This window comes from Streptomyces sp. NPDC059092, from assembly GCF_042756365.1.
Taxonomy (GTDB): domain Bacteria; phylum Actinomycetota; class Actinomycetes; order Streptomycetales; family Streptomycetaceae; genus Streptomyces.
The window spans coordinates 26,885-52,486 of sequence record NZ_JBHZEJ010000040.1 but is presented as its reverse complement, the minus strand read 5'-3'; the positions used below and the strand labels follow the sequence as shown (position 1 = coordinate 52,486).

Below are 25,602 nucleotides of genomic sequence, written 5' to 3'. Positions count from 1 at the left end.
ATACCAGCCGTGTCGGCCAGTTGTCCGGGGTGTGAACCGGTTGGCCGTCCGCGTACGGACCTTCGAAGGAGCAGGACTGTGAGCACGACCCGACACACCGTGGTGTACGGCACCTCCCCCTGGCGGATCCGGGCCACCCCGCGCGTCACGGCGACAGGCCGGGCCGCGCACGGCTGACGCTTGTCCCCGGCTCCGCCCGCCCCCTTCCGTGCCCGCCTCCGGGAGCCCCGACTCCCGCCGCCCCTCCCCCGACAGCACTTCCCCGAACAACGGAGTTCCCATGACGGACACCGCTCGGACGGAGCCCACGGGCCCCGCGACGAGAACGACGCGTGATCTCACCAAGGCCGCCGTATCAGGCTGGCTGGGTACGGCGATGGAGTTCATGGACTTCCAGCTCTACTCGCTGGCGGCGGCCATCGTCTTCAACAAGATCTTCTTTCCCGACGTCAGCCCGGCGATCGGCCTGATCGCCGCCATGGCGACCTACGGCGTCGGATACGTCGCCCGGCTCGCCGGGGCCGTCTACTTCGGGCGGATGGGCGACCGCATCGGGCGCAAGAAGGTCCTGTTCCTGACCATCCTGCTGATGGGCGCCTCGACCACGCTGATCGGCGCCCTGCCGACCTACGCGACGATCGGCATACTCGCCCCGATCCTGCTGGTCGTCCTGCGGCTCGTCCAGGGCTTCGGGGCCGGCGCCGAGATCGCCGGGGCCACCGTCATGCTCGCCGAGTACGCCCCCGCCAAGCGCCGGGGCCTGGTGTCGTCGCTGGTGTCGCTCGGCACCAACTCCGGCACGCTGGCCGCGTCCGGCCTGTGGGCGATCCTGCTCGGTGTGCTCAGCGAGGAGCAGCTTCTCTCGTGGGGCTGGCGGCTCCCCTTCCTGCTGAGCTTCCTGCTGATGATCTTCGCGGTGTGGCTGCGCGGCAACCTCAAGGAAAGCCCGGTGTTCGAGGAGCGGCCCGACGTGGTGGACGGCGTCGCCATGACCCGTACCGAGGTCGAGTCCGCCCTGGTCGACTCCTCCCTGGACCAGAAGGACGAGAGCGTCCTGGAGGCCGGCATCCGCCAGCGCAAGGGCAAGGCGTTCTTCCTCGCCCTCGGTCTGCGGTTCGGCCAGGCGGGCAACTCGGGGCTGATCCAGACCTTCCTCGTCGGCTACATCGCCACGACGCTCCACGCCGAGCGGTCGGTGCCGACCGACGCCATCGTGTACGGCTCGCTGCTGGGCTTCCTCACCGTGCCGCTGGTCGGACTGCTCGGCGACCGCTTCGGCCGCCGCCCGATGTACATCGCGCTCACCCTTCTGACCATGGCCTTCGCGTTCCCGATGATGCTGCTCATCACCTCGGGCACCACCTCGGCGCTGATGCTCGGCATGGTCGTCGGGCTCAATGTCGGGGTGCTCGGTCTGTTCTCGCTGGAGAGCGTCACGATGGCCGAGCTGTTCGGCTCCCGGACCCGCTTCACCCAGCTCGCCCTCTCCAAGGAGATCGGCGGCATCCTCGCCACCGCGATCGGGCCGGTCGTCGCGGCGACCCTCACCGCCGTCACCGGGAGCTGGTGGCCGATCGCGGCGATGCTCGTCGTCTACTCGCTGATCACCCTGGTGTCCGCGTTCCTCGCCCCCGAGACCCGTGGGCGCGACCTGGTCCGGCTGGAGGACGCCGCATGAGGGCCGTTGTCGTCCACGGAGCGGGTGACCTGCGTATCGACGAGCGCCCCGATCCCGTACCGGGCGAAGGGGAGGTCCTCCTCGCCATGGAGTGGGGCGGTATCTGCGGCTCGGACGTCGCCTACTGGAAGCACGGGGCGTCCGGGACCGCGGCGCTCGCACATCCCCTGGTGCTCGGTCACGAGGTGGCGGGCCGGATCGCCGCGACCGGCAAGGGGGTCGACGGACTGCGGACAGGGCAGCCCGTCACCGTGCACCCGGCCGAGCCGGTAGGCAACGGTCCGCTGCCGGACCGGATCGCCGGGCGTAACAACCTCCACCCGCGGATCCGGTACTTCGGTTCCGCCGCCTTCGACCCGCACACCGACGGCGGGTTCAGCGAGTACCGGGTGGTCCGCGCCGCACAGATACGGCCGCTGCCCGACGGCGTCGGCACCGAGCACGGCGCCCTCGCCGAACCGCTCGCCGTGGCGCTGCACGCCGTGCACCGCGCCGGGGACCTACGGGGCAGGACCGTGCTGGTCAACGGCTGCGGCCCGATCGGGGCGCTGGTCGTGGCGGCGGCGAAGCACCGGGGCGCCGCCGCGGTGATCGCCTCCGACCTCTCGGCGGCGTCGCTCGCCGTCGCCCGCGCCATGGGCGCGGACGAGACGCGCGACCTCGGCTCCGGCGCGGCGCTCCCCGACGATGTCGAGCTGGCCTTCGAGGCGTCCGGCGCCCCGGCGGCGCTCGGCCCCGTCCTGCGGGCGACGGCGCGCGGCGGGACCCTCGTCCAGGTCGGGAACCTGCCGGGCGCCGCCGTGTCGGCGGCCCTCGGTGACCTGGTGACCAGGGAGATCAACTGGATCGGCTCGTACCGCTTCGTGGAGGAGATCGACGACGCGCTGCTGGCGATGCGGGACGGTCTGGACGTCTCCCCCGTGATCAGCCATCGCTTCGGCCTCGACCGGGCCGGGGAGGCCCTGGCCGTCGCCGCTGATCCCGCGAGCGGCAGCAGCAAGGTGATGCTCAGGCTCGGCGGGGAGGGGTGATCCGGGGATAGCCGAGGGGCGCGCGCCGTGGTGCAACCTCGGCGCAACCTCGCGGCGCGTTGACTGGTTCTCCTTCCGACCGGTTTTCCTTCCTCTACAGAAGCGGCGGCGAGATGACGGACGAAGCGAGTACCCCCGAGGCGCCCCGGGTCGAGGTGACCCCCGCGGCGGCCGAATGGATCCGGCGGCTGCGGGCGGACCACGGACCGTTGATGTTCCATCAGTCCGGCGGCTGTTGCGACGGCAGCGCGCCCATGTGCTACCCGGCCGGCGAGTTCCGTACGGGCGGCTCCGACGCACTGCTCCAGTCGCTGGAGGTCGAGGGCGTCGCCGAGCCCGTTCCGTTCTGGATGTCGGTGAGCCAGTACGAGGTGTGGCGTCACACCCGGCTCATCGTCGACGTGGTGGAGGGGCGCGGCAGCGGCTTCTCCCTGGAGGCCCCCGAGGGGGTGCGCTTCCTGATCCGCTCACGGCTGGTCGGGACGTGAGCGCACGGCGCGTCCCGGTTACGGGTTGAGGCTGCTGACCACCCCGGCCGTGGTGGAGATCCCGTTGGCGATGGTCGGCGCCATGCTCGTACCCGCGAGGAAGAATCCGAGCAGGGCGCAGACCAGCGCGTGCGAGAACTTCAGCCCGCCGCTGCGCAGGAAGACCACCGCGAGGATCGTCAGAAGCAGCACCACTGAAATCGAAATGGCCATCGCCAAACCTCCTCCGCCGCACGGGAATCGCGGCTTTCGGCCGCCAGTGTGGCGGAGGAGGGGGCCGGTTCGGCCGACTGGCGTGTCCGCCGTACGGGTGGTTGACGCGACGTTACGAACGGGCGGTGCGCAGAAAGCGTTCGAGGCCGGGGAGGTCGTCCGTGTTGAGGTGGTCCACTCCGGCGGCGAGGAGTTCGCTCCAGACTGCGTCCCGTGCGGGCCCCGGGGTGTCGGGGGTGGCCCAGAAGCGCAGCCGCTGACCGTGCGCGTGCGTGGTGTCGGCGATACGGCGCAGCTCGGCGCGTTCGGCCGCGGGGAAGGGGCCCAGGCCCTGCCAGGTGAAGCTCTGTGTCCAGTTGGTGCTGATGAGCGGTACGAAGGAGGCGGGCGCGGCGGTCCCGAGGTCGTCGAGCCGCCCGTCGTAGAAGGCGTACCGCACGCGCTGCGCCTCCATCGGTACGCGGGCCGCGCGGTCGCCGGAGATGACCGGGGTGATCGCTCCGGGGCGTACCGAGCCGTGGGCGTAGGTGGTCAGCATCGGCCGGTAGCGGGTGAGTTGGCGGTGGAGTTCGGTGTACGCGGCGGCGCCGTCCGTCTTGAGGTCGATGAGCAGTTGCACCGGGCGGTGGTGGCCGCGGTACACGGAGCCCCGGTTCGCGCGGACCCGGGCGAACAGCGGGTCGAGGTAGAGCGAGGCGAGGGTACGGGACGGGTCGAGCTCCGTGGCCTCGTGGGCGACCAGCAGTTCGCCGTCGACCAGGAAGATGTCGGCCTCGACGCTGGTGAAGCCGTGCGCCAGCGCGTCGAACAGCGGGCGCGGGTGCAGGTAGTCGTTGTGCGCGTGGGCGTGGCGCAGCGGCCGGGGAGCGTGGCCGCCCCCGGTCCGGGAGGCGGCCCCCGCGTACGCGGGGGCCGCGACGGTGCCCGCGAGCGCGGCGGTGAGCGTGGCTACGGCTCTGCGGCGGGTGGTGAGGGCCATGATGCCTCCGGGGCTGGACGCGACGGGCACGGTCCTGGTGAGTATCGCCCTGTCATCGATGAATCAGGGCTGCGGAGCGCAGTGTTCGTCCACCCGCCATGCGCGATTCAGCCACCGGCGCGGGCTTCTTCGGCGGGCGCCGGGGTCACCTCGGTCCCGGCAGGTCCACGAGTTCGGCCAGGCGCTCGCGGTGTCTGCCGGGTGAACCGAGCGCGCTCTCGTCGGACTTGGCTCGCTTGAGGTACAGGTGCGCGGGGTGCTCCCAGGTCATGCCGGTCCCGCCGTGGAGCTGGACGCACTCCTCGGCGGCGTGGACGGCGACGCGCCCGCAGTACGCCTGGGCGACGGCCACGGCGAGCGGCGCCCCGGGGTCGCCGGTGGCGAGGGCGTCGGCGGCGTTACGGGCGGCGGCGCGGGCCGAGACGACCTCCAGCCAGAGCTGTGCCATCCGGTGCTTGAGCGCCTGGAAGGAGCCGATGGGGCGGTTGAACTGGTGGCGTTCGCGGGTGTGGCGGACGGTCTGCTCCAGGCACCACTCGGCGAGACCGAGCTGTTCGGAGGCGAGCAGTCCGGCCCCGGCCAGCAGTCCGCGCCGTACGGCACTCTCCCCCGTTGCCGCGTCGGCGATCCGGACGCCGCTGCCCGCCGCGACCGTGACGGTGGCGAGCGGGCGGGTCAGATCGAGCGGTGTCAGCGGCTCGACGGAGACGGCGGGGCCCGCCGTCTCGACGGCGTACAGGCCGTCGGCGCGCGGCACCAGCAGCACATCGGCGCGTACGGCGTCGGCGACGGCGCTCACCGTGGTCGCCGGGTCACCGGCGGAGGGGACGGCCCCCGCGAAGGGGAGTGGGGCGTCGGGGGCGGTGGTGAGGGGCAGCGCGAGCACGGCGGTACGGTGGCCGCTCGCCAGTGCGGTGAGGAGCCCCGCGACATCCGTGGACTCGGTGCTCTCCCCGTCGCAGCCGAGCAGGGTCTCCGTCGCCACCACCGAACTGGTGAGGTAGGGCGCGGGGGTGACGGCACGGCCCAGCTCCTCCAGGACGACGGCGGCCTCGCGGTGGCTCGCTCCCTGGCCGCCCAGCTTCTCGGGGACGAGCAGGCCCGCCGCGCCGATCCCGGCGGTGAGCGAGGTCCACAGCCCGGGGTCGTACGGGTCGCCGGACTCGGCGCGGACGAGGGCGGCCGGCAGGTCGGCCCGGTCGGTGAGCAACGACCGTACGGCGGCGCGCAGATCGTTCTCGGTGTCCGAGTAGAGCAGGTCGGGGGTGGTCCCGGCCGGGGCGGGCCGTCCGGGCCGGGGAGAGGAGGTGCGCTGCGTGGTCACCGGGTCAGGTCCTTCCAGGGGACGTCCTTGTCGTTGCGCGGCTCCGAGGGCAGGCCCAGGACGCGTTCGGCGACGATGTTCAGCAGGACCTCGCTCGTGCCGCCCTCGATGGAATTGCCCTTCGAGCGCAGATAGCGGTATCCGGCGTCGCGCCCGGTGAAGTCGACCAGTTCGGGCCTGCGCAGGGTCCAGTCGGAGTACAACAGGCCCTCTTCGCCGAGGAGTTCCACCTCCAGGCCGCTGATCTCCTGGTTGAGCCGGGCGAAGGCGAGCTTCATCCCGCTTCCCTCGGGCCCGGGCCGGCCCGCGACGAGTTGCTGGCGCAGCCGCTCGCCGGTGAGCCGGGCGACCTCGGCCTCCACCCACAGGGTGAGCAGCCGCTGGTGCAGATCGTGGGTGCGCAGCTCCGGCCGCTCGCGCCAGGTGGCGGCGACCGGGCCGATCATGCCGCCCTCGCGGGGGAGGCGGGCGCCGCCGATGGAGACCCGTTCGTTCATCAGCGTGGTCTGCGCGACCTTCCAGCCCTCGCCGATCGCGCCGAGCCGGTGGGCGTCGGGGATCCGGACGTCGGTGAGGAAGACCTCGTTGAACTCGGCCTCGCCGGTGATCTGGCGCAGCGGCCGTACCTCGACACCGGGGGCGGTCATGTCGCAGAGGAAGTAGCTGATGCCCTGGTGCTTGGGCAGGTCGGGGTCGGTGCGGGCGAGGAGGATGGCCCAGCGGGCGAGATGGGCGCTGGACGTCCACACCTTCTGGCCGTTGACGATCCAGTCGCCGGAGTCCGGTGGGGCGTCCGCGGCAGCGTCTTCGCGTACCGCGCGGGTACCGAGCGCCGCCAGGTCGGAGCCCGCGCCGGGTTCGCTGAAGAGCTGGCACCACACCTCCTCGCCGACCCACAGGGGCCGCAGGAAGCGCTCCCGCTGTTCCCGCGTGCCGTACCGCAGGATGGTCGGCGCCGCCATGCCGAGGCCGATGCCGATGCGCCGGGGATCGTTGTCGGGCGCGCCGGCGGCGGCGAGTTCGGTGTCCACGACGGCCTGGAGGGAACGGGGCGCGTCGAGTCCGCCGAGCCCGGCCGGGTAGTGCACCCAGGCGAGTCCGGCGTCGAAGCGCGCGGTGAGGAAGTCGGTGCGTCCGGTGGTGGCCGGTGGGTGCTCGGCGATCAGCTTCCGTGTACGGGACCGGAGTTCGGCGGCGTCGGTCATCGGGGCGCGCCCTCCGGGAGGACGACGATCCGGCCGGTGGTGGTGCCGTCGGCCACGCGCTGCACGGCGTCGGCGCCGTCCTTCATCGCGACCCGCTCGCTGATGAGCGGCCTGATCGCGCCCCGGGCCGCGAGCGCCGTCAGCTCCTCGTGGCAACGCGCCACGGCGGAGGGGTCCTTGGTGTTGTAGAGACCCCAATGGAGCCCCATGATCGTGTAGTTCTTCACCAGCGCGTGGTTGAGGGCGGGGCTCGGGATCGTCCCGCTCGCGAAGCCCACGACGACGATCCGGCCCTCGAAGGCGACACTCCTGGCGGACGCGGTGTACGCGTCGCCGCCCACCGGGTCGTAGACGACGTCCGCGCCCCGGCCGCCGGTGGCCTCCTTGACCGCGGCGACGATGTCGTCCGTACGACGGTCGATCACGACGTCGCACCCCATCTCCCGGGCCACCGCGGTCTTGTTGCGGCCCCCGGCCACCCCGATGACGGTGGCCCCGGCCGCCTTCCCGAGCTGTACGGCGGCGCTGCCGACGCCGCCGGCCGCGGCGTGTACGAGCAGGGTCTCCCCCGGCTGGATCCCGGCCCGCCGGTGCAGGGCGAACCAGCCCGTCTGGTAGCCGATGTGCAGGGCGGCGGCCTCGGCGTCGTCCAGCGTGCCGGGCGCGGGCAGCAGCGCCGCCTCGTCGGCCACGACGTACTGGGCCAGACCGCCGTTCGGCAGCTCCGGGGTGGCGATGACGCGGCGTCCGTCCTCGGTCTCGCCGCAGATCTCCACGCCCGGGGTGAAGGGCAGCGGCGGCCGTACCTGGTACTGGCCCCGGCAGAGCAGGGCGTCCGGGAAGTTGATGTTCGCCGCCCTGACGCGCAGCCGGACCTGTCCGGCGCCGGGGACCGGAGGCTCGACCTCTTCGAGGCGCATCACCTCCGCGGGCTCGCCGTTCCTGTGCACGCGCCATGCCAGCATTCGGGCCTCCACACACGGGGTCGGTACCACGTCCCTGGGCATACTAAGCGGTCGCTTGTCGCACTGGGAACAGCCCGCTCAGGACGTCTTCGGCCGCGCCCGCACATGCATGCGCTCACCCTGCGGACCGAAGAGGCTCAGGAACTCCACCGGCGCGTCCCCGGCCGGGCCGAACCAGTGCGGGACGCGCGTGTCGAACTCGGCCGCCTCTCCCGGGCCCATCACCACATCGTGATCGCCGAGCCGCAGCCGCAGCCGCCCGGAGAGGACGTACAGCCACTCGTACCCCTCGTGGGTCCGCCGCTCCCCGTCCTGTTCCGGTGAGTTCACGGCCACCACCTTGTACGCCTGGAGGCCGCCCGGCTGGCGGGTGAGCGGCAGCATCGTACGGCCGGCGCGCACGATCGGCTTGGAGCGGATCCGGGGGTCCCCCACCTCCGGCGCGCCCACCAGTTCGTCCAGCGGCACCTGATGGGCACGGGCGATGGGCAGCAGCAGTTCGAGGCTGGGCCTGCGGTGGCCCGACTCCAGCCGGGACAGAGTGCTCACGGAGATGCCGGTGGCGGTGGAGAGGGCACCCAGGGTGGCCCCGCGCTCACGCCTGATCCGGCGCAGCCGGGGTCCCACCTGGTTCAGCACGTCGTCGAGCGGGGATTCTTCGTCGTCCATCCGTACATTGCAGAAACAGCACAGCCATTTGTCAATCCGGCACCCCTCGCCCGGAGCCGAGGACGCTCGTCCGGCGCCGCTCAGCCGGGTCCGCTCATCTCTTCACGGAAGCCCGGCGCGACGCTTTCCGCGCCGTCCGGGAAGAGCGGTACGGGCCGGATCCTTCGCAGATACGCCTCGGCCTGCCAGATCGCCTCACGCGCCGTGCGCTGCCCCATGAGGACGCAGAGGGTGTACGCCACGTCCTCGAACCGTCTGCGGGTGGTCTCGTCCAGCGGATCGGCGAGCACCAGCCGTTCCCAGGCCCGGTAGCGGGCCAGGAGATCGGCGACAAGATGTCTGTCCGGCAGCAGCATGTCCACCACCTCCGCTTCCGGGGACCGCCCTTCGCGCGCAGCGTCGCACCGTCCCCTGTCGCCATTCTGCCCCCGCGGCGGCGCATCCGCGCGACGAGTCCCCCGCGCTCAGTCCTCGCCGCGCGCCAGGGCCAGCAGCCGGTCCAGGACGCGGGGCCCGCCCGCGCGTACCCCGTCGTGCTCGAACTCGTCGGTGACCCAGGTGCGCAGGCCGCGGATCGCGCGCGCCGTGCGCAGCGAGTGCTCCGTGTCGACGTACATGTCGTCGTGGTAGACGGCGGCGGCGACGGGCACCTCGTTGGCTGCCAGCCGGGCCGTGTCGTACAGGGCGGGCCAGTCGGTGCGGGCGGCGAACAGCTCGGCGGTCTCGCGCAGGGGGCGCAGCGCCGGGTCGTTGTCGAAGTGCCAGGGGTGGACGGACTCGCCCGTGAAGTAGAGCGGGCCTTCCCCCGCGAGGGACTTGGCGGGGTCGAACCGGGCGAACTCGCCCCGTACCCGCTCGGCGGCCCAGTCGGTGGCCCGGCCGCCCTGCGCGTAGATCGCCTCGTGGACCAGGGCGTACAGCGGGTGTCCGGCGAAGGAGAGGGACAAGGCCACGTTCTCCTGGAAGGCGTCGGAGAGGACGGGGCCCTTGGGCGTACGGACGAAGGCGTTCTCCAGCAGGTAGTGGAGCTGGTGGCTGCCGTCCCCGCCGCCGAGCAGGATGCCGAGGGACTGGAACGCCTCGGGCGTGAGGGTGTAGCCGCCGGGCAGGACCGGCCGGTGCTCGGCCACGTACCGCGCGACGGCACGGGCCCGCTCGATGTCCTGGGGGTAACGGGCGTAGTGCGCCTCCACCTTGCGCGCGATCCGCGGGTACGCGGCGCGGTAGACCTCGTCCGCGGTGGCGTGCAGGGACGGCAGTCCGCCGGTGATCAGTACGGTGTCCAGGCCCTCGGGGGCGGTGCTGAGGTAGTGCGTGGCGCAGAAGCCGCCGAAGCTCTGGCCGAGTACGGTCCAGGGGGCGCCGCCGGTCAGCAGGGGGCGGATGGTCTCGCAGTCGCGGACGATGGAATCGGCGCGGAAGTGGGCGAGGTGGTCGGCCTGTTGCCTGGGTCCGCCGTGCAACGGGAGGGTCTGCCGGTTGACGGGCGTGGAGAGGCCGGTGCCGCGCTGGTCGAGCAGGAGCACCCGGAACTCCGTCAGGGCGCGGCCGAGCCAGGCCTGTCTGCCGATGAACCGGCGTGCGCCGAAGCCCGGTCCGCCCTCCAGGTACAGCAGCCAGGGCAGGTCGGCGCCGGCCCGCGCGCTCGACACGGCCTCGCGTGCGAACAACTCGATCCGCTCGCCCCCGGGATCGGCGTGGTCCAGCGGGACCGTGAAGCGGTGGTCGGTGAGGACGACGCCGGGCTGACGGTAGCTGGTCAAGGGGGCTCCTGTTCTCGATCGCCCCCGGGCGGGGCGGTCACACCACTGGGGCAGGCACGCCGGACATTTCAGCACACCGGTGGCGGGCGTCCCTGCCCGCCCCGGTGGATACGGGCCGGGCACGGAACGTGTTCACCCGGGGACGGCCTCGGACGGTCGCGGCCCGGTGTGCGCGGAGGACCGGCCGGTCCTAGCGTGAGGGGATGATCCGGTTCGAGCAGGTCGGCAAGGTCTACCCGGACGGTACGGCCGCCGTGGACGACCTGTCCTTCGAGGTGCGCGAGGGCGAGCTGGTGACACTGGTGGGGCCCTCGGGGTGCGGCAAGACGACCACGATGATGATGGTGAACCGGCTGATCGAGCCGACCTCGGGACGGATCTTCGTCGAGGGCCGGGACATCTCCGGGGTCGACCCGGTAGCGCTGCGTCGCCGGATCGGCTATGTCATCCAGCAGGTCGGGCTCTTCCCGCACCGTACGGTCCTCGACAACACCGCGACCGTCCCCGCGCTGATCGGCTGGAAGAAGGCGCGGGCGCGCGAGCGGGCCGCTGAACTGCTCGACCTGGTGGGGCTCGACCCGGCGACGTACGGTCCGCGCTACCCCGCGCAGCTCTCGGGCGGTCAGCGCCAGCGGGTCGGGGTGGCGCGCGCCCTGGCCGCCGATCCGCCGGTGCTGCTGATGGACGAGCCGTTCGGCGCGGTGGACCCGGTGGTGCGGGAGCGGCTGCAGAACGAGTTCCTGAAGCTCCAGGCGACGGTACGCAAGACGGTGCTGCTGGTGACCCACGACATCGAGGAGGCGGTACGGATGGGCGACCGCATCGCGGTGTACGGGGAGGGGCGCATCGAACAGTTCGACAGTCCCGGCGCCGTCCTGGGCACCCCGGCGACCCCGTACGTGGCCCGGTTCGTCGGCGCCGACCGAGGGCTGAAGCGGCTCTCGGTGACCACGGTCGAGCCGGCCGACCTGGAGCAGCCGCCGGTCGCCAGGACCGGCGAGCCCGCGCGGGACGCGGCGGCGCGGATGCGCGCGGAGGGGGCCCGCTGGGCGGTGGTGCTGAACGACGACGGCGAGCTGCACGGCTGGATCGCGGCCGACGCGCCGGCCCGCGCGGGGGTGGACGGGGCGGAGCCCGGTTCGGTGGGGGACCACGCCCGGCGGATGGAGGCGTGGGTGCCGCTCGGCTCGCCGCTGAAGCAGGCGTTCAGCGAGATGCTGCAGCACGACGCGGGGTGGGTGGCGGTGCTGGAGGGCGCGCGCTTCGCGGGGGTGCTGACCCCGGCGAAGCTCCACGAGGCGCTGCGCCGCTCGGTCGACGCGGACGCGCAGGGCATCGGTCGGGGCGAGGTCGACTTCGACTCGGTCTCGGACGCCTAGCTGCTCGTTCACGGGTGGGTGGTGCGGCGGACCGAGCACCGCCCGTCGACCGAGGTGGCCCTGAAGGGGGCAGGACCGCGCTCGGCCTGGGAACCGCTGCTCGGCGTCATCGCGGACGGCCTCTCCCACAACGAGATCGCCGCGACCCTCCTGATCGGCCAGGAGAACGTCAAGGCCTTCGTCTCCCGGGTCGCGGCCGCGCTCCAGGCTCCGCGACCGTCTCCACGCGGTCGTCCACGCCTACCGCCACGGCCTGGTGACCTGCCCCCGCCGCGCGGGCCTCACCGGCGGGGCGGCCGGTGCCTGAGCGCCCGTCCGGGCGCCGGCACACCGCCGCCGTGCGGCAGGGCGGGATCGCGCTCTTCTGCGAACCACTGTCCGGTCGTACCGTGTGATCATCCGTTGCCCCTGAGTGATTCAGCCGACCGAGGTGGTCCCGCATGCCCCAGCCCGATCTGCCCCTCGACCAGCTCCGCGCCTACCGGAGCACGTCCGAGGAGCCCGAGGACTTCGACCAGTTCTGGGCGAAGACCCTCGCCGAGACGCGCGGCCACGCTCTCGACGTACGTTTCGAACCGGTCGCGACGGCGCTGACGACGCTGGACGTCTTCGACGTGACCTTCGCCGGATTCGGCGGCCATCCCGTCAGGGGCTGGCTCGTCCTGCCGGCCGGGACCCGCGAGCCGCTGCCCGTGGTGGTGGAGTACATCGGGTACGGCGGCGGCCGCGGGCTGCCGCACACCCATCTGCTCTGGGGTTCGGCCGGCTTCGCGCACTTCGTGATGGACACCCGGGGGCAGGGCGCAGGATGGAACGGCGGCGACACCCCCGACCCGGTGGGCAGCGCCTCCTCCTACCCCGGCTTCCTGACCCGGGGCGTCGAGGACCCGCACGACTACTACTACCGGCGGCTGTTCACCGACGCGGTGCGCGCCGTGGAGGCGGCGCGGGCCCACCCGTTGGTCGACGCCTCGCGCACGGCGGTCGCCGGCGCCAGCCAGGGCGGCGGGATCACCCTGGCGGTGGCCGGTCTGATACCGGATCTGACGGCGGTGGCGCCGGACGTGCCGTTCCTCTGCGACTTCCCCCGGGCGACGACCATCAGCGCCCGTCATCCGTACCGTGAGGTGGGGCTCTACCTGAAGACCTACCGGGGCCGGACGGATCAGGTGTGGCGGACGCTCAGCTACTTCGACGGGGTGCACTTCGCGGCGCGCGGCCGGGCCCCCGCGCTGTTCTCGGTGGCCCTGGAGGACGAGACCTGCCCGCCGTCGACGGTGTTCGGCGCCTTCAACGCGTACGGACACGAGGACAAGGCGATCGAGGTGTACGACTTCAACGACCACGAGGGCGGCGGCGCGTACCAGCAGGCCGCCCAACTGGCCTGGCTGCCGCAGAGGTTGACGGGCCGGCTGACAGGCTGACGGAGCGGCGGGGCGCCGTGGGCGGCCGGAAGCAGCTTCCGTGACTCCAGATAGCTCCTGGCGACGTCCTCGGGCAGCCGCCGCCAGCCGTCCACCCGCTGGTTCATGACGGCCAGATCCGCGGTCGTCAGTACGGTGTTCAGCCGGTCCAGGGCTTCGGTGACGCCGTGCGCGCCGGCCCTGGCGCGGTTGACGACGGGCACGATGTTGTCGGCGTTCTGCAGGTGCTTGTCGTCCGCGAGCAGCACCAGGCCGAACCGGCCGAGCGTCGCGTCGGTGGTCGTGGTCAGCACCATCTGGTCCTGGCCCCGCTGGACGGCCTGTTTGGCCGGGGTGGTGCCGACGCCCTTGGGGTCGATGCCGGTGATGTCGATCCCGTACGTCTTCCTCAGCCCCGGCGCGCAGTACGGGCGCCGTACGCACTCGTCCCCGGCGGCGAGCCGTACGGGCAGCCGGGAGCGGCCCAGGTCGCTCAGGGTCCTGAGGTGGTGCTTCCTGGCGTAGGAGGCGGCGACGGCGAAGACGTTCTGGTCGACCGCCCGGCCGGGGTCGAGGACGGTGAGCCCGCGCGCCGAGGCGAGGGTGCGCAGCGCCCTCATCGTCGTCGCCAGGTCGGGCGAGCCGACCGGCCGGGCGTCGGGGCCGTGGGCCTTGGCGTTCAGCCAGTCGGCGAAGGTCGCCGCGTACTCCGGCACGACGTCGATCCGGCCGCTCTCCAGGGCCGGTTCGTAGAGCTCCCGGTTGGTGACCGAGAGGATCCTGGCGTGGTATCCGGCCCGCTCCAGCAGGAGCGCGTACAGCTGGGCCAGCAGGTCGCTCTCGGTGAAGCCCGCCGTCCCGATGGTGAGGTGCTCGGCTCCGCCCGGCGGGGCGGTGACGGCGCCGCGGTCCTCCAGGGACGGCCCCGTGGTGCAGGTGGCGGTCGCCAGGAGCAGGGCGCCGCAGACGGCGGCGGTACGCAGTGGTCTCATCCGGCGCCGCCCCTCACCCACCTCGGCCCCAGCCGCAGCGCCGCTTCGAACGCCCCCTCCACCAGCAGCGCGAGCAGGGCGACGAGGACGGCGCCCGCCACCACCTGGGCCGTGTCCGCGAGGTTGAATCCCGCGGTGATGATCCGGCCCAGTCCGCCGCCGCCGATCAGGGCGGCCAGCGTCGCGGTCGCCACGAGCTGGACGGCGGCGATCCGTACGCCCGTGAGGATCAGCGGCAGCGCGAGCGGCACCTCGACCCGGCCGAGGCACTGGCGCGCGGTCATCCCCATGCCCCGGGCGGCCCTGACGACATCACGGTCGACGCCCCGCATCCCGACGTAGGCGTTGGTGAGCAGGGGCGGGATCGCGAAGAGGACCAGCGCGATGATCGTCGGCCACTGTCCGTACGCGCCGATGGGGGTGAGGAGCAGCAGTACCAGCACGGCGAAGGTGGGGACGGCGCGGCCCGCGTTGGAGATGTTGACGGCGAGGGCGCCGCCCTTGCCGAGGTGGCCGAGGACGAGCGCGACGGGCAGGGCGAGCGCGCAGCTCAGGGCGAGGCAGACGAAGGTGAGGCAGAGGTGTTCGACGAGCCGGTTGGCGATGCCGTCGGTGCCCGGCCAGTGGGCGGGGCTGGTGAGCCAGGCCCAGGCCGCGGTGAGGGTGTTCACGCGGGGGCCCGCCGGGTCCAGGGGGTGAGCCGGCGCTGGAGCAGGAGGAGGGCCACGTCTGCGGCGACGGCGATGAGGACGCACAGCACGGAGGCGGTGAGCACCTGCGCCTTGAAGAAGGTGTTCATCCCGGCGTAGACGAGGTTGCCGAGTCCGCCGTGTCCGACGATGGCGCCGATGGTGACGAGGGAGACGGCGGAGACGGTCGCGATACGCAGCCCGGCCAGGGCGGCGGGCAGGGCGAGCGGCAGTTCGACGGTGAGCAGCAGCCGGAGCGGGCCGTACCCCATGCCGCGGGCGGCCTGCCGGGTCTCCTCGGGGACGCCGTGCAGTCCGGCGAGGATGTTCCGTACGAGCAGGGTCAGCGAGTAGAGCACGAGCCCGGCGACGACGAGTGACGCGGACAGTCCGTAGAACGGCAGCAGCAGCGAGAACATGGCGAGCGACGGAATGGTGTAGAGGACGGTCGTGACGCCGAGCACGGGGGCCGCCGCCATCTTCCAGCGCCGGGCTGCGAGCGCGAGGGGTACGGCGATGACCAGGCCGATCAGGACGGCGGCGAAGGTGAGCTGGAGGTGCTGGAGCACCGCGTCCCACAGGATCGCGCGCCGGCTGGAGAGATAGGCGCCGCAGATCCACTCGTTGCGCGCGAGGCAGTCGTCCGGGGGCGCGGTCACCTGTCCATTGGAGCGCCGCCGGGCGCCGTGCGCGCGCCGTGCTGGACCGTACGGGTGGACGTGGCACGTCCGCGTGGGGTGGGCGGAGCCTCCTGTGGGGGTCGCCGGGGGGCGGGCCGCAGGGACGTTCCGCCTGGCCCCAATTCGCCTGAATGACAAGGATGTTGCGTGGGATCACCCGGAAATAGCTCTTACGGGTGAACTGAAAGGAATTATTTGGGTGTGACGCTGATCGTCATGGCATGCTCCGTTCAATCAGGGCTACTCGCCATCTGTCTCGGCCCATGAGGAAGTGCCGCGATGACTCCTTCGGACTCCGTGCGAACCTGTCCGGTCCGTCATGACAACGCTCTGGAACCCGACCCCTTCATGACCCGGATGCGGACCGAGGCACCGGTCGCCCGGGTCCGTATGCCCTACGGAGAGGGCGACTGCTGGCTGGTCACCCGGTACGCGGACGTCCAGACCGTCACCTCGGACCGGCGGTTCAGCCGGGCCGCGCTGATCGGCAGGGACTTCCCGCGGATCACCCCCGCCCCCATCGCCCAGTCCGAGGCGATCAATCTCATGGACCCGCCCACGCTCAACCGGGTGCGCCGGCTGATCATCAAGGCGTTCACCACCCGTCAGGTCGAGGAGCTGCGGCCCTGGACGCAGCGGAGCGTGGACGCGCTGCTCGACGAGATGGCCGAGGGGGGCGCGCCGGGCGACGTGGCCGCCGCGCTCGCCGACCGGTTACCGCTGATGTCGATCTGCGAACTGCTCGACATACCTGTGGCGGACCGGCGCCAGTTGCGTGGCTGGGCCATGGCGATGATGTCCATGAACGCCGCGGACCGCGACTCCGCGGTCGGCGCGAAGGCGGGGCTGCGGGCGTACTTCACGGAGCTGACGGCGGCGCGCCGGCGCGCTCCGGGGGACGATCTCATCAGCGCCCTCGCCACCGCCCGGGTGGGCGACGAGATGCTCGACGAGGCCGAACTGGCCGTCCTGGCGATGCTTCTGGTCGTCACCGGTCACGACACCACCACGTACGAGATCAGCAACATCGTCTTCACGCTGCTGACCCACCCAGCGCAACTGGCCCAGTTGCGGGCCCGCCCCGAGCTGCTGCCCCGGGCCGTCGAGGAGTTGCTGCGGTACATCCCGTTCCGCCAGGGGGTCGGCATCCCGCGCGTGGCCCTGGAGGACGTCGAGTTCGACGGTGTGACCGTCAAGGCGGGCGACACCGTCCACGTCTCCTACCTGACGGCCAACCGCGACGACCTCGCCTACGAGCGCCCCGACGAGCTGGACTTCGAGCGGGAGAGTCCCGCCGCCCACATGGCCTTCGGGTACGGCAGCCACCACTGCCTGGGGGCCCATCTCGCGCGGATGACCCTCCAGGTCGCCGTCGGCACGCTGTTCACCCGGTTCCCCGCGCTGCGGCTGGCCGTTCCCGAGGACGAGGTGCGGTGGAACACCGACTCCATCTGGCGCTATCCACTCGCTCTTCCGGTCGCGTGGTGAGGAGCTGACATGGCAACCCTGTGCAGACCGGCGATCGCCGTGCCCGAGCACGTCATCACCCGGGAACAGACCCTGGAGTTCGCGCGCACCCTGCACGCCGGGCATCCGCAACTCCCGCTGGCCCTGCGGCTGATCGGCAACACCGGGGTGCAGACCCGGCATCTCGTCCAGCCGATCGAGGACACGCTCAAGCACCCCGGCTTCACGGCCCGCAACGCCCTCTACGAGACCGAGGCCAAATCGCGGCTCCCCGAGGTCATCCACCGGGCACTGGACCACGCGGAACTGACGCCCCGCGACATCGACATGATCGTGTATGTGTCGTGCACCGGCTTCATGATGCCCTCGATGACCGCCTGGCTGATCAACGCCATGGGGTTCAGATCCGTCACCCGCCAACTGCCCATCGCCCAGCTAGGCTGCGCCGCCGGCGGCACCGCCATCAACCGGGCGCACGACTTCTGCCTCGCGTATCCGCGGGCGAACGTACTCATCGTCTCCTGCGAGTTCTGTTCGCTCTGCTACCAGCCGGAGGACCTGGGCGTCGGCAATCTGCTCTCCAACGGGCTCTTCGGGGACGCCGTCGCCGCCGCCGTCGTCCGCGGTGAGGGCGGGGCGGGGGTACAGCTCGCGCAGAACGGCTCGCACCTCGTGCCCGGCACCGAGGAGTGGATCTCGTACGCCGTCCGGGACACCGGATTCCACTTCATGCTCGACAAGCGGGTCCCCGGCACGATGTCCATGCTCGCCCCCGCCATGCGGGACATGGCGGAGCCGTTCGGCTGGGACATCTCCGACCTGGACTTCTACATCGTCCACGCGGGCGGGCCCAGGATCCTGGACGACCTGAGCAAGTATCTGATGCTGCCGTCGGAGACCTTCCGCTACAGCAGGGCCACCCTCACCGAGCGCGGAAACATCGCCAGCGCGGTCATCTTCGACGCGCTGGACCGGCTCTTCGAGGACGGCGGCGTGGCGCCGGGGGGCCGCGGGCTCATCGCGGGCTTCGGTCCCGGCATCACCGCGGAGATCTCCCTCGGCCGCTGGACCCGGCCGGACACCGACCCGCTGGTGCCCTGCCACGGAAGCGCCCCCAGGAGCGCGGTGTGAGCGCCCGGGAGATCCGGGCGGCCCGTCCCGTACGGCCCCGGCTCTCCCCGGCAACCGCGCGCCTCTCGCCGTCACACGCCTGCGGCGACCTCCCCGACGGGCCGGTCCTGTGCCCGCCCGTCGGGGAAATTCCCTAGTGGGAGAAGCGGGGCAGCCACTTCACCTGGTAGTCCGCGTGGTGGGCGTGTTCCGCCGCCATCTGACGGACCACGAAGCCCAGCCCCACCGAGCGGCCGGAGGCGAAGCCGTCGTCGGGGCGGTCCACGTCCAGGGCCGCGACCTCCGCGTACTCGTCGAGCAGCACCCGGCTCGTCTCGATGCGCCGCAGGGTGTACGCCGGATCCTGACGGGCGATGTGACGGTCGTACCCGTGGGTGCGCAGGCTGAACGCGATGCTGCCGGTGCGGTCGTGGATCTCACCGGGCTGCTCGGGCGGGCACCGCCAGGAATCGCCGCCGGCCTCGCGCGCGGCCCGCTCTTCCTCATCGAGGCGTGCCCGCACGAACGCCATCAGTCCAGCGTTGTGGTCTGTCATCTGGTTCCGGTCCTTCTGGCCATGACGGATCCGCTCCGGGGTGTGCCCGTGCCGGGTCCGTTCCACTCGTCCCGCAGAGCATGCCGCACTTCGCGGGCCTCCCGCTGCACGGTCCACCCCGGGCGCACGCCCAGCACGGAACTGCGGGCGGGAAGAGACCCGAGGGACGGACCCTCATGTCCATGGGACGGCCCGGCTGTCACCCGTACGAGGTCGGCCTAAGCCGGTGACCGGCCCGCGCCACGGGTAGCTACCTGACGTACACGCATCGTGACTCGACGGCGACCGTGGCGGGTCGGCCGGGGCTGGAGTGTGATGGACCCGCAGGAGAGCGTCAGCGGCACCCTGGCCGTACCGGGAGCCAGGCTCCACTACGAAGTGCGCGGCCGGGGGCCGCTGCTGATACTCATGGCGGGCGGCAACTCGGACGCGGACGTGTTCGGGGACCTGGCCGCCGTGCTCGCCGCCGGCCATCGCGTCCTCTCGTACGATCCGCGCGGCAACTCGCGCAGTGTGCTCGACGGACCGCCCGCCGACCAGCGGATCGACGTGCACGCGGACGACGCCTACCGGCTGCTGGACGCGGTGGCCGCGCCGGGCGAGACGGCATCGGTGTTCGGAAGCTGCTCGGGCGGGCTCACCGCGCTCGAACTGACGCTCCGCCACCCGGACAGGGTCGGATCCGTGATCGTGCACGAGCCGCCGTCGCTGGGCCTGTTGCCGGACGCCGAGGGACACCTGGCGTTCATCGAGGAGGTCCACGCGGTGTTCCGCCGGGAGGGGGCCGGGGCCGCGATGGCGAAGTTCAGCGCTCTCTTCGGCGGCCGGTCCGCGCCCGCGCTGCCCGAGGCGCAGGACAACAGCGCGTTCTTCCTGGCGCACACGGTACGGCCGTTCAGCCACTTCATACCCGACGTGGCGGCGCTCGCGCCGATGGCGACGCGTATCGCGGTCGCGGGCGGCCGGGAGTCGCGGACGCATGTGGCGCGCCGGCCCGCGGTCGTACTCGCCGAGCGGCTGGGGCGGGAGCTGGTGGAGTTCCCCGGCGGTCACTCCGGTTACGCGAAGTGGCCGGCGGAGTTCGCCCGGCTGCTCCTCGACGTGTTCGCCGCGCTGCCCACCGGCCGGGGGCGGGCACCGTGCGGATCGTGATGGGGGCGCAGAACTGCGGCTTCGGCCCGGCCGCCGAACTCGTCGCGGTCTCCCGGCTGCTCCCAGGCCATCACCGGGTGTTCGTGGGGGACGGCGTGGCGGCCTCGTTCGCGCACCGCAACGCGGACGCCTTCGACGTCATCCACGAGATGTCCAGGTCGGAACCGGTACAGGCCGCCGCTCTCGGCGCCCTCCTCGACGCCTGCGACCAGGTCGTCTCGGTCATGGACGCCGACATGGCCCTGCGCGCCGTCGTGGCGGGCCGGCCCGTCGTCATGGTCGACAGCCTCTTCGGCTTCTGGCGGGCGGAGCGCCCCCTCGCCACGATCGGCGTGCTCTGCGCGGATCTGCCGCGCTCCTCCTTCGCCGCCGCGGACCGGCATCTCGCCGCGCTCTCCCCGCACGAGCGCGTGCTCGCGGCGCATCTGCTCGCCCGGCACAGTGTGGTCCAGAACTTCCCGGGCGTCGCCGAGCGCACGGCGGGGTTCGCCGCCCTCGGTACCCGCGCGGTGACCCATCTGTCCGGGCCGGTCATCGACCTGGCCGGGGTGCGCGACGTACCGCGCGGCGGCGCACCGGAGTACGACCTGCTGATCAACATCGGCGGGTTCAAGAATTTCCTGCTGGACTTCGACGTCAACAACGACTACCTGCGCCTGCTCGACCGGTGGATTCCCGACCTGCTGCGCGACTGGCCCCGATTCCGGCGCGTCCTGGTCTGCGGCGGCCCCTTCGGCGGGCGCCGCGAACGGAGCTACGAAACCGCCGGAGGGCGGGCCGACTGCCGTCTCCTGCCACAGCGCGCACTGCTGCGGCAGGTCGCACACGTCCCTCACTACCTCATGGCGCCGGGGCTCACGGCGCTCCACGAGGCACTGGCGCTCGGCCGGCTGCCGCTCGGGCTGCACGAGCAGCACTACGCGCACGTCTTCACCGTACGGCGGCTCGGCGCCACCCTCTTCGGGCAGGCGGCAGGGCGGTTCGCGGATGTGCTGCCGCGCCAGCGGATACCCGAGGACGACGCCGCCGGAACCGCGGCCCTCGTGAAGATCGCCGCCCGGGTGCGTACCGACGACACCCTCTACGCGCTGTTCCGGCGCACGCTCAACGAGCGGATCGAGCGGTACGTCGCACTCACCCCGGCGCAGCGACGCCACGGCGTCGAGGAGTTGCGGAACGTCCTCGGCGGTCCACCGCTCCCCTCGGTACTGGCCACGATCTTCGGGGACGGAGGGAGGTGACCCCGGTCGTCGTGGGGGCGGAGGGAGGTGACCCCGGTCGTCGTGGGGGCGGAGGGCGGGGCGCGGGTGGGGAATTCCTTTGCGCCGCCGCCCCGTGCGGTTCCAGACTGTGCCGGTGCTGATCCGACGCGAGAACCCCGCAGACCACGCTGCCGTACGGGCCGTCACCACGGCCGCCTTCGCGACGCCGGAGCGGCCGGAGCCCGTGGAGGCGCCGCTCCTCGACGCGCTGCGCGGCTGCGACGACTGGCTGCCGGCACTGTCGCTCGTCGCCGTCGGAGACCGGGACGTGGACGAGGAAGGCCGGTCGGGGCGGGTCGTCGGGCATGTGGTGTGTACACGCGGGTGGGTCGATGGCGCCCCTGCCCTGCTCCTCGGTCCGCTCAGCGTGCACCCCGGCCATCAGCGGCGGGGCGTCGGACTGGCGCTCGTCCACTCCGTGCTCGGCGCGGCGGACGCCCTCGGTGAACCGCTGGTCGCGCTGCTGGGCAGCCCCGCGTACTACGGCCGGTACGGCTTCCGGACCAGCACGGAGTACGGGATCGTGCCGCCCGAGCCCTCGTGGAACGCGTACTTCCAGGTCCGTACGCTGACCGCGTACCGGGAAACGCAGCGGGGCACCTTCCGGCTCGCCGAGCCGTTCGACCACATCTGACTCCGGCCGCCCTGTCGGACCCGGGGCCCGGTGAGCGCGCGGAAGGAACGGCCCCCGGTTCAGCCCCTGGGCGGATCCAGCAGGGCCCTGGAGCGGGGGCCACGATGAGACACCGCCCCGGACCACAATCGGGCCTTGCTTGGCTGGACTTCACCGCAACCCTCACGGCGGGACACTGATCATCGACGGCCCTCGTCTCCCTCTCCCCTCTGCCCGCCCAGTTCACCGACGCCCCCTCAAGGGCGCCTGGGACGCGGCCCGTTCTTCTCACCGCCCGTTTCCCGTCCACCGCCGCCGGAGGCCGGTGGCGCGCCTCGCCCACCGCCGCTGACCACGCACAACGCCGCATCGGGCGGCCGACAGGACCGGCACGGCCACCGACCACCCCATCGGCAGGACCGGCCGGAGGCGCCCGGATGACGGGGCCGCTGGGCGGACACGCGCGGAGCCGCCCGTTCCGCGGCGGGGGCCGTGACCAGTGTTCCGCCGTGCGACGCGACCGGTGGCGTAGCTGATGGAAGGCCATATTCCGGCCGTTGCCGCAGGTTGACACGGAAGTGGCCGCCCCAGCAGCATGCGTGATGCCACCGAGGCCTCAACGCCGGTGTGCGACCAATCACTTCAAGTCCGGCCTCCGCTTCGGCCTGCCCCGCTCCAGCGCGCGGCGGGCCCACCTCGTGTGGTGCGCCACGCGAGGTGCGGGACCGGATCACGCGCGGCACAAGCAAGATGGAGAAACGCATGGCCAAAACGAGACGTGTCACCGCGCTGCGCCTGCTCGGGGTCGGCGCCGCCGCCCTGGCCTTCACCACCGCCGCGGCCGGCTCCGCGTGGGCCACCGACTGCCCCGGCGGCAAGGGCTGGGACAAGGGCAACCACGGGGGTTACAAGCCCGGTACGGGCGCGGGCACGCCGGTCACCACCGCCGACAAGTGTGAGTTCTCGCTGGACGGCCGTGACTGGTTCTCCCAGATCAAGGTCGACGACATCAGCCTCAAGGCGGCTGATGACGGCAAGGTCCACGTCAAGGTCCGCACCGCCTCCGACGCGGCGAACTGCACGGTCTCGCTCGCCTCGTACCGTACCCACGGCCCCACCTGGGAGACCTCGGGTGAGCAGGTCTTCCACGACTTCGACACCGTCGACATCAAGCAGGGCAGCCAGGACACACTGGACGTGGCCTTCCCCGACGTCGGCTGCTTCGCGCAGGTCGACCTCTACCGCGGCAAGGTCAAGTACGACGGTCTCCAGGACGCGAACGACGGCTTCGAGCACGGCGATCTGCCGATCGGGCCCAGCCGTTCGGTCATCAAGGACAAGCTGATCGCCGCCTGGAACGGCGGCACGAAGAACTGCACCACGCAGCAGATCCCGCCGGCCCCGGAACCCTCCACGAGCGAGTCCACGCCCGAGAAGCCGCCGGCCGAGGCGACGCCTCCCGCCGGCACACCGTCGGAGCCGGCGACGCCGGGCTCGGACACCCCGGCCCCCTCCGCGAGCGAACCGGGCGCCCCCGGCTCGGACACCCCCGCGCCGAGCGCCTCCGAGCCGGCGTCGGATGCCTCCACGCCGTCGAACGCGCCGAGCGCGGCGTCCACCGGCGGTGGCGGCGACCTGGCGGAGACCGGTGGCGGCAATGTCGTCCCGCTCGCCGCGGGCGCGGCCGTGCTGCTGGCCGCCGGTGGCGCGGTCGTGATCGTGACCCGTCGCCGTAAGGCCGTCGCGGGCAACTGACCCGCGGAAGCCGCCTTTCCGCCGTCTCCCCCGCCCCCTCCCGCCTCGGTCTCCGGGACGGAAGGGGGCGGGGGTTTCGCTGCCGGGATCGGAACGCCGCGTTTCACCACGTAAGCCACGCACGGGATCACGGACTCGGAGGCTCAGAGGCCCACAGCGGGTCACCGCTCCCGGGGCGGTGCGGCCGTGGTCGTACGGATGACGAGATGCGGGGCCACCACGGTCTCCCGGCCGGGGGCCGGATCGCCGTCGAGCCGTCCCACCGCCCGCGCGACGGCCTCCCGGGTGAGGCGGGGCACGTCCTGGCCGACGGTGGTGAGGTCGATGTGGGCCAGGCGCGCGAGCCGGCTGTCGTCGAAGCCGACGACGGAGATCTCGCCGGGTACCGCCACACCGGCGCGCAGAAAGGTGTCGAGAACGCCCGTGGCACAGCGGTCGTTGAACGCCAGTACGGCGGTGGGACGGGCCGGGCCGGCCAGCAGGGTACGGGCCGCCGCCGCACCGTCCTCCTCGGTCGGCCCACCGGGCAGGACGTACGTGTGCCTGGCCAGCCCGTGGCGGTTCATGGCGGTGCGGTAGCCGCGCCGCCGGTCGGCCGCGCCGGGGGCCCGCCCGCCGTCGATGTGGGCGACGCGACGGTGGCCGAGCCCCACCAGGTGGTCCACGGCCTGGCGGGCCCCCTCGTCGTCGGCGGTCCGCACCACTTCCACCGTCCCGGAGGGCTGCCGGAGTCTCCTGGCGACGGAGACGACCGGCATCTGGCCTGCGAGTTCCGTCAGCCGCGCGGCGGGAAGCTCAGGACCGAGCAGGATCAGCGCCTCGCAGCGATCGGCGAGCAGCGTCTCCAACGCGTGCTGCTCGCCGCGGCTGGGCGCGACCGCGCTCAGCGCGACCTGGTACCCGGCGGACTCGGCCACACCGTAAATGCCCTCCACCAGGTCGGCGTGGAAGGGGTGCTGGAGTCCGAACTGCACGCCGAGCAGGCGGGTACGGCTGCTGCGCAGCAGGCGCGCCCGGGTGTCGGGCCGGTAGCCGATCTCCCGCGCGGCTTCGAGGACCCGCTCACGGGTGGCGGCGCCGGCGCCCTTGGCCCCGCGCATCACGATGGAGACCAGCGCGGTGGAGACGCCCGCGCGGGCCGCGACATCGGCGAGGGTGGGCCGCTTCCGGTCCCCCGCCGCGGAGATCGGTGGCACGCCTGGCCTCCTCGGTAGACATCTCCCCCGGACGGACGAGCGTAGACCAGAAGGTACGAGCGCCGTCGCGCACTACTGCAACGTTCCAGTTCGGCGGGTCCCGGCCCTTGACAGCCGGGGCGGCGGGCTGGCGTACTGCAACCCGGACTAGAACGTTATAGAAGAAGCGAGGCGGGCGGCGGATGTACACGTTGGCGATCTGCGCCGAGATGGTCTTCCGGGACCTTCCGATCCAGGAGCGGGCACGGCGCGTCCACGACGCCGGTTTCCAGGTCGAGATCTGGGACTGGAGCCGGCACGACCTCGACGCGCTGGCCAGGACCCCGGCCGCCTTCTCGTCGATGACCGGTTACCTCCGCGGCAGCCTGACCGACGAGGACGGGGCGGCGGAGCTGCTCCGTACCGCCGGGGAGTCGGTCAGAGCCGCCGAACACCTGGGCTGCCCGCGGCTGAATCTGCACGGCACCGGTCTGGACGCCGAGGGCCTGCCGGTGACACCGGTCTCGGGTGAGGCCACCGGCCCCATGTGGCTGGCCGCTCTGCGCACGCTCGACAGGATCGCGGAGCTGGGCGAGAGCGCCGGAGTCGTCTTCACACTGGAGAACCTCAACACCGCGGTCGACCATCCCGGCGTGCCGTTCGCCAGGGCCGCCGACACGCTGGCCCTGGTCGCCGCCGTGGACCGGCCGGGCCTGCGGATGAATCTCGACCTCTACCACGCACAGATCGGTGAGGGGAACCTCGTCGAACTGGTGCGACGGGCGCACGGCCTGGGCCTGATCGGCGAGATCCAGGTCGCGGACGTCCCCGGCCGCCACGAGCCCGGGACCGGTGAGATCAGCTATCCGGCCGTCGCCCGCGCCCTCACGGACCTCGGCTACGAGGGCACCGTGGCCATGGAGGCATGGGCCTCCACCGACAGCGACCTGGCCATGGAGCGCTTCCGCGCCGCCTTCACCACCGCCTGACCGCACTCCCCCCGACCACCCGTTCCCGCCCGCGGCCACGGCTCCGCGCCGCCTGATCACCCGCG

At 72.5% G+C, this 25,602-nt stretch carries 24 protein-coding genes and 1 pseudogene; 12 read left to right on the top strand and 13 right to left on the bottom strand.

Annotated elements, in window-relative coordinates:
• Positions 1 to 280: 280 nt before the first annotated feature.
• The 3 genes from ACFXPL_RS22630 to ACFXPL_RS22620 all read left to right on the top strand — a co-directional run bounded on the left by ACFXPL_RS22630 (position 281) and on the right by ACFXPL_RS22620 (position 3,197).
• Positions 281 to 1,678 carry an MFS transporter gene (locus tag ACFXPL_RS22630; protein WP_384922378.1) on the top strand — a complete coding sequence of 466 codons (1,398 nt, stop codon included), beginning with the start codon at positions 281 to 283 and terminating at the stop codon, positions 1,676 to 1,678.
• The gene (locus tag ACFXPL_RS22625) at positions 1,675 to 2,709 is read left to right on the top strand and encodes an L-idonate 5-dehydrogenase (protein WP_384922375.1); all 1,035 of its coding nucleotides are present in this window, start codon (positions 1,675 to 1,677) and stop codon (positions 2,707 to 2,709) included. Before ACFXPL_RS22630 ends, ACFXPL_RS22625 begins: the two co-directional genes overlap by 4 nt.
• Before the next feature lie 113 nt (positions 2,710 to 2,822).
• A complete protein-coding gene (locus ACFXPL_RS22620; protein WP_384922372.1) occupies positions 2,823 to 3,197 on the top strand; it encodes a DUF779 domain-containing protein in 375 nt (124 codons plus the stop codon).
• 18 nt (positions 3,198 to 3,215) lie between these two features.
• On the opposite strand, the gene ACFXPL_RS22615 is transcribed toward ACFXPL_RS22620, so the two are convergent.
• The 8 genes from ACFXPL_RS22615 to ACFXPL_RS22580 form a co-directional block, all read right to left on the bottom strand.
• Positions 3,216 to 3,410 (bottom strand): hypothetical protein, encoded by a 195-nt coding sequence (locus tag ACFXPL_RS22615; RefSeq protein WP_384922370.1) that lies wholly within the window; start codon positions 3,408 to 3,410, stop codon positions 3,216 to 3,218.
• 112 nt (positions 3,411 to 3,522) lie between these two features.
• Entirely contained in the window at positions 3,523 to 4,389 is an 867-nt protein-coding gene (locus tag ACFXPL_RS22610) for a phosphatidylinositol-specific phospholipase C/glycerophosphodiester phosphodiesterase family protein (protein WP_384922367.1), read from the bottom strand.
• Between the two features lie 145 nt (positions 4,390 to 4,534).
• Entirely contained in the window at positions 4,535 to 5,713 is a 1,179-nt protein-coding gene (locus ACFXPL_RS22605; RefSeq protein WP_384922364.1) for an acyl-CoA dehydrogenase family protein, read from the bottom strand.
• Positions 5,710 to 6,918, bottom strand: a complete 1,209-nt coding sequence (locus tag ACFXPL_RS22600) for an acyl-CoA dehydrogenase family protein (RefSeq protein WP_384922361.1) — start codon at positions 6,916 to 6,918, stop codon at positions 5,710 to 5,712. The genes ACFXPL_RS22605 and ACFXPL_RS22600 overlap by 4 nt, the downstream gene beginning before the upstream one ends.
• The gene (locus ACFXPL_RS22595; protein WP_384922358.1) at positions 6,915 to 7,883 is read right to left on the bottom strand and encodes an NADPH:quinone oxidoreductase family protein; all 969 of its coding nucleotides are present in this window, start codon (positions 7,881 to 7,883) and stop codon (positions 6,915 to 6,917) included. The genes ACFXPL_RS22600 and ACFXPL_RS22595 overlap by 4 nt, the downstream gene beginning before the upstream one ends.
• A gap of 78 nt (positions 7,884 to 7,961) precedes the next feature.
• The gene (locus ACFXPL_RS22590; RefSeq protein ID WP_384922355.1) at positions 7,962 to 8,552 is read right to left on the bottom strand and encodes a helix-turn-helix domain-containing protein; all 591 of its coding nucleotides are present in this window, start codon (positions 8,550 to 8,552) and stop codon (positions 7,962 to 7,964) included.
• An 80-nt stretch (positions 8,553 to 8,632) separates the two neighbouring features.
• Positions 8,633 to 8,908, bottom strand: a complete 276-nt coding sequence (locus ACFXPL_RS22585) for a DUF5133 domain-containing protein (RefSeq protein WP_384922352.1) — start codon at positions 8,906 to 8,908, stop codon at positions 8,633 to 8,635.
• A 108-nt stretch (positions 8,909 to 9,016) separates the two neighbouring features.
• On the bottom strand, positions 9,017 to 10,315 hold the full coding sequence (locus tag ACFXPL_RS22580; RefSeq protein ID WP_384922349.1) for an alpha/beta fold hydrolase: 1,299 nt from the start codon (positions 10,313 to 10,315) through the stop codon (positions 9,017 to 9,019).
• Positions 10,316 to 10,518: 203 nt separating this feature from the next.
• Between ACFXPL_RS22580 and ACFXPL_RS22575 the strand changes: the two genes are divergently transcribed.
• Positions 10,519 to 11,694 (top strand): ABC transporter ATP-binding protein, encoded by a 1,176-nt coding sequence (locus ACFXPL_RS22575; RefSeq protein ID WP_384922347.1) that lies wholly within the window; start codon positions 10,519 to 10,521, stop codon positions 11,692 to 11,694.
• 440 nt (positions 11,695 to 12,134) lie between these two features.
• On the top strand, positions 12,135 to 13,118 hold the full coding sequence (locus tag ACFXPL_RS22570; RefSeq protein WP_384922344.1) for an acetylxylan esterase: 984 nt from the start codon (positions 12,135 to 12,137) through the stop codon (positions 13,116 to 13,118).
• 26 nt (positions 13,119 to 13,144) lie between these two features.
• Here ACFXPL_RS22570 and ACFXPL_RS22565 read toward each other — a convergent pair.
• From ACFXPL_RS22565 to ACFXPL_RS22555, 3 genes and pseudogenes are all read right to left on the bottom strand, one after another.
• A pseudogene (locus ACFXPL_RS22565) lies at positions 13,145 to 14,089 on the bottom strand (ABC transporter substrate-binding protein); the annotation flags it as partial.
• The gene (locus ACFXPL_RS22560) at positions 14,086 to 14,760 is read right to left on the bottom strand and encodes an ABC transporter permease (RefSeq protein ID WP_384922342.1); all 675 of its coding nucleotides are present in this window, start codon (positions 14,758 to 14,760) and stop codon (positions 14,086 to 14,088) included. The pseudogene ACFXPL_RS22565 and the gene ACFXPL_RS22560, both read right to left, overlap by 4 nt.
• A complete protein-coding gene (locus tag ACFXPL_RS22555; RefSeq protein WP_384922339.1) occupies positions 14,757 to 15,437 on the bottom strand; it encodes an ABC transporter permease in 681 nt (226 codons plus the stop codon). Before ACFXPL_RS22555 ends, ACFXPL_RS22560 begins: the two co-directional genes overlap by 4 nt.
• Before the next feature lie 300 nt (positions 15,438 to 15,737).
• Here ACFXPL_RS22555 and ACFXPL_RS22550 point away from each other — a divergent pair, with 300 nt between their 5' ends.
• Positions 15,738 to 16,946 (top strand): cytochrome P450, encoded by a 1,209-nt coding sequence (locus ACFXPL_RS22550; RefSeq protein WP_384922336.1) that lies wholly within the window; start codon positions 15,738 to 15,740, stop codon positions 16,944 to 16,946.
• 9 nt (positions 16,947 to 16,955) lie between these two features.
• Complete coding sequence (locus ACFXPL_RS22545) at positions 16,956 to 18,056, top strand: type III polyketide synthase (protein ID WP_384922333.1); 1,101 nt, start codon at positions 16,956 to 16,958, stop codon at positions 18,054 to 18,056.
• Positions 18,057 to 18,189: 133 nt separating this feature from the next.
• On the opposite strand, the gene ACFXPL_RS22540 is transcribed toward ACFXPL_RS22545, so the two are convergent.
• Positions 18,190 to 18,591: a DUF6221 family protein gene (locus tag ACFXPL_RS22540; protein WP_384922330.1), complete on the bottom strand. Its 402-nt coding sequence runs from the start codon at positions 18,589 to 18,591 to the stop codon at positions 18,190 to 18,192.
• Positions 18,592 to 18,906: 315 nt separating this feature from the next.
• Here ACFXPL_RS22540 and ACFXPL_RS22535 point away from each other — a divergent pair, with 315 nt between their 5' ends.
• The 4 genes from ACFXPL_RS22535 to ACFXPL_RS22520 all read left to right on the top strand — a co-directional run bounded on the left by ACFXPL_RS22535 (position 18,907) and on the right by ACFXPL_RS22520 (position 23,373).
• A complete protein-coding gene (locus tag ACFXPL_RS22535) occupies positions 18,907 to 19,743 on the top strand; it encodes an alpha/beta fold hydrolase (RefSeq protein WP_384922327.1) in 837 nt (278 codons plus the stop codon).
• Positions 19,743 to 20,984, top strand: a complete 1,242-nt coding sequence (locus ACFXPL_RS22530) for a hypothetical protein (protein WP_384922427.1) — start codon at positions 19,743 to 19,745, stop codon at positions 20,982 to 20,984. Before ACFXPL_RS22535 ends, ACFXPL_RS22530 begins: the two co-directional genes overlap by 1 nt.
• A gap of 115 nt (positions 20,985 to 21,099) precedes the next feature.
• Positions 21,100 to 21,639 carry a GNAT family N-acetyltransferase gene (locus tag ACFXPL_RS22525; RefSeq protein ID WP_384922324.1) on the top strand — a complete coding sequence of 180 codons (540 nt, stop codon included), beginning with the start codon at positions 21,100 to 21,102 and terminating at the stop codon, positions 21,637 to 21,639.
• Positions 21,640 to 22,380: 741 nt separating this feature from the next.
• On the top strand, positions 22,381 to 23,373 hold the full coding sequence (locus ACFXPL_RS22520; protein ID WP_384922322.1) for an LAETG motif-containing sortase-dependent surface protein: 993 nt from the start codon (positions 22,381 to 22,383) through the stop codon (positions 23,371 to 23,373).
• 161 nt (positions 23,374 to 23,534) lie between these two features.
• Here ACFXPL_RS22520 and ACFXPL_RS22515 read toward each other — a convergent pair whose 3' ends face one another.
• Positions 23,535 to 24,569: a LacI family DNA-binding transcriptional regulator gene (locus tag ACFXPL_RS22515; RefSeq protein ID WP_384922319.1), complete on the bottom strand. Its 1,035-nt coding sequence runs from the start codon at positions 24,567 to 24,569 to the stop codon at positions 23,535 to 23,537.
• A 182-nt stretch (positions 24,570 to 24,751) separates the two neighbouring features.
• On the opposite strand from ACFXPL_RS22515, the gene ACFXPL_RS22510 reads away from it, so the two are divergent.
• On the top strand, positions 24,752 to 25,537 hold the full coding sequence (locus tag ACFXPL_RS22510; protein ID WP_384922316.1) for a TIM barrel protein: 786 nt from the start codon (positions 24,752 to 24,754) through the stop codon (positions 25,535 to 25,537).
• Positions 25,538 to 25,602: the final 65 nt, after the last annotated feature.

What these genes read in the sequence shown, in the direction of transcription:
- ACFXPL_RS22630 (WP_384922378.1), top strand. Translation starts at nt 281, where the DNA reads ATGACGGACACCGCTCGGACGGAGCCCACGGGCCCCGCGACGAGAACG.
- ACFXPL_RS22625 (WP_384922375.1), top strand. Translation starts at nt 1,675, where the DNA reads ATGAGGGCCGTTGTCGTCCACGGAGCGGGTGACCTGCGTATCGACGAG.
- ACFXPL_RS22620 (WP_384922372.1), top strand. Translation starts at nt 2,823, where the DNA reads ATGACGGACGAAGCGAGTACCCCCGAGGCGCCCCGGGTCGAGGTGACC.
- ACFXPL_RS22615 (WP_384922370.1), bottom strand. Translation starts at nt 3,410, where the DNA reads ATGGCCATTTCGATTTCAGTGGTGCTGCTTCTGACGATCCTCGCGGTG.
- ACFXPL_RS22610 (WP_384922367.1), bottom strand. Translation starts at nt 4,389, where the DNA reads ATGGCCCTCACCACCCGCCGCAGAGCCGTAGCCACGCTCACCGCCGCG.
- ACFXPL_RS22600 (WP_384922361.1), bottom strand. Translation starts at nt 6,918, where the DNA reads ATGACCGACGCCGCCGAACTCCGGTCCCGTACACGGAAGCTGATCGCC.
- ACFXPL_RS22595 (WP_384922358.1), bottom strand. Translation starts at nt 7,883, where the DNA reads ATGCTGGCATGGCGCGTGCACAGGAACGGCGAGCCCGCGGAGGTGATG.
- ACFXPL_RS22590 (WP_384922355.1), bottom strand. Translation starts at nt 8,552, where the DNA reads ATGGACGACGAAGAATCCCCGCTCGACGACGTGCTGAACCAGGTGGGA.
- ACFXPL_RS22585 (WP_384922352.1), bottom strand. Translation starts at nt 8,908, where the DNA reads ATGCTGCTGCCGGACAGACATCTTGTCGCCGATCTCCTGGCCCGCTAC.
- ACFXPL_RS22575 (WP_384922347.1), top strand. Translation starts at nt 10,519, where the DNA reads ATGATCCGGTTCGAGCAGGTCGGCAAGGTCTACCCGGACGGTACGGCC.
- ACFXPL_RS22570 (WP_384922344.1), top strand. Translation starts at nt 12,135, where the DNA reads ATGCCCCAGCCCGATCTGCCCCTCGACCAGCTCCGCGCCTACCGGAGC.
- ACFXPL_RS22550 (WP_384922336.1), top strand. Translation starts at nt 15,738, where the DNA reads ATGACTCCTTCGGACTCCGTGCGAACCTGTCCGGTCCGTCATGACAAC.
- ACFXPL_RS22545 (WP_384922333.1), top strand. Translation starts at nt 16,956, where the DNA reads ATGGCAACCCTGTGCAGACCGGCGATCGCCGTGCCCGAGCACGTCATC.
- ACFXPL_RS22540 (WP_384922330.1), bottom strand. Translation starts at nt 18,591, where the DNA reads ATGACAGACCACAACGCTGGACTGATGGCGTTCGTGCGGGCACGCCTC.
- ACFXPL_RS22535 (WP_384922327.1), top strand. Translation starts at nt 18,907, where the DNA reads ATGGACCCGCAGGAGAGCGTCAGCGGCACCCTGGCCGTACCGGGAGCC.
- ACFXPL_RS22530 (WP_384922427.1), top strand. Translation starts at nt 19,743, where the DNA reads ATGGGGGCGCAGAACTGCGGCTTCGGCCCGGCCGCCGAACTCGTCGCG.
- ACFXPL_RS22520 (WP_384922322.1), top strand. Translation starts at nt 22,381, where the DNA reads ATGGCCAAAACGAGACGTGTCACCGCGCTGCGCCTGCTCGGGGTCGGC.
- ACFXPL_RS22510 (WP_384922316.1), top strand. Translation starts at nt 24,752, where the DNA reads ATGTACACGTTGGCGATCTGCGCCGAGATGGTCTTCCGGGACCTTCCG.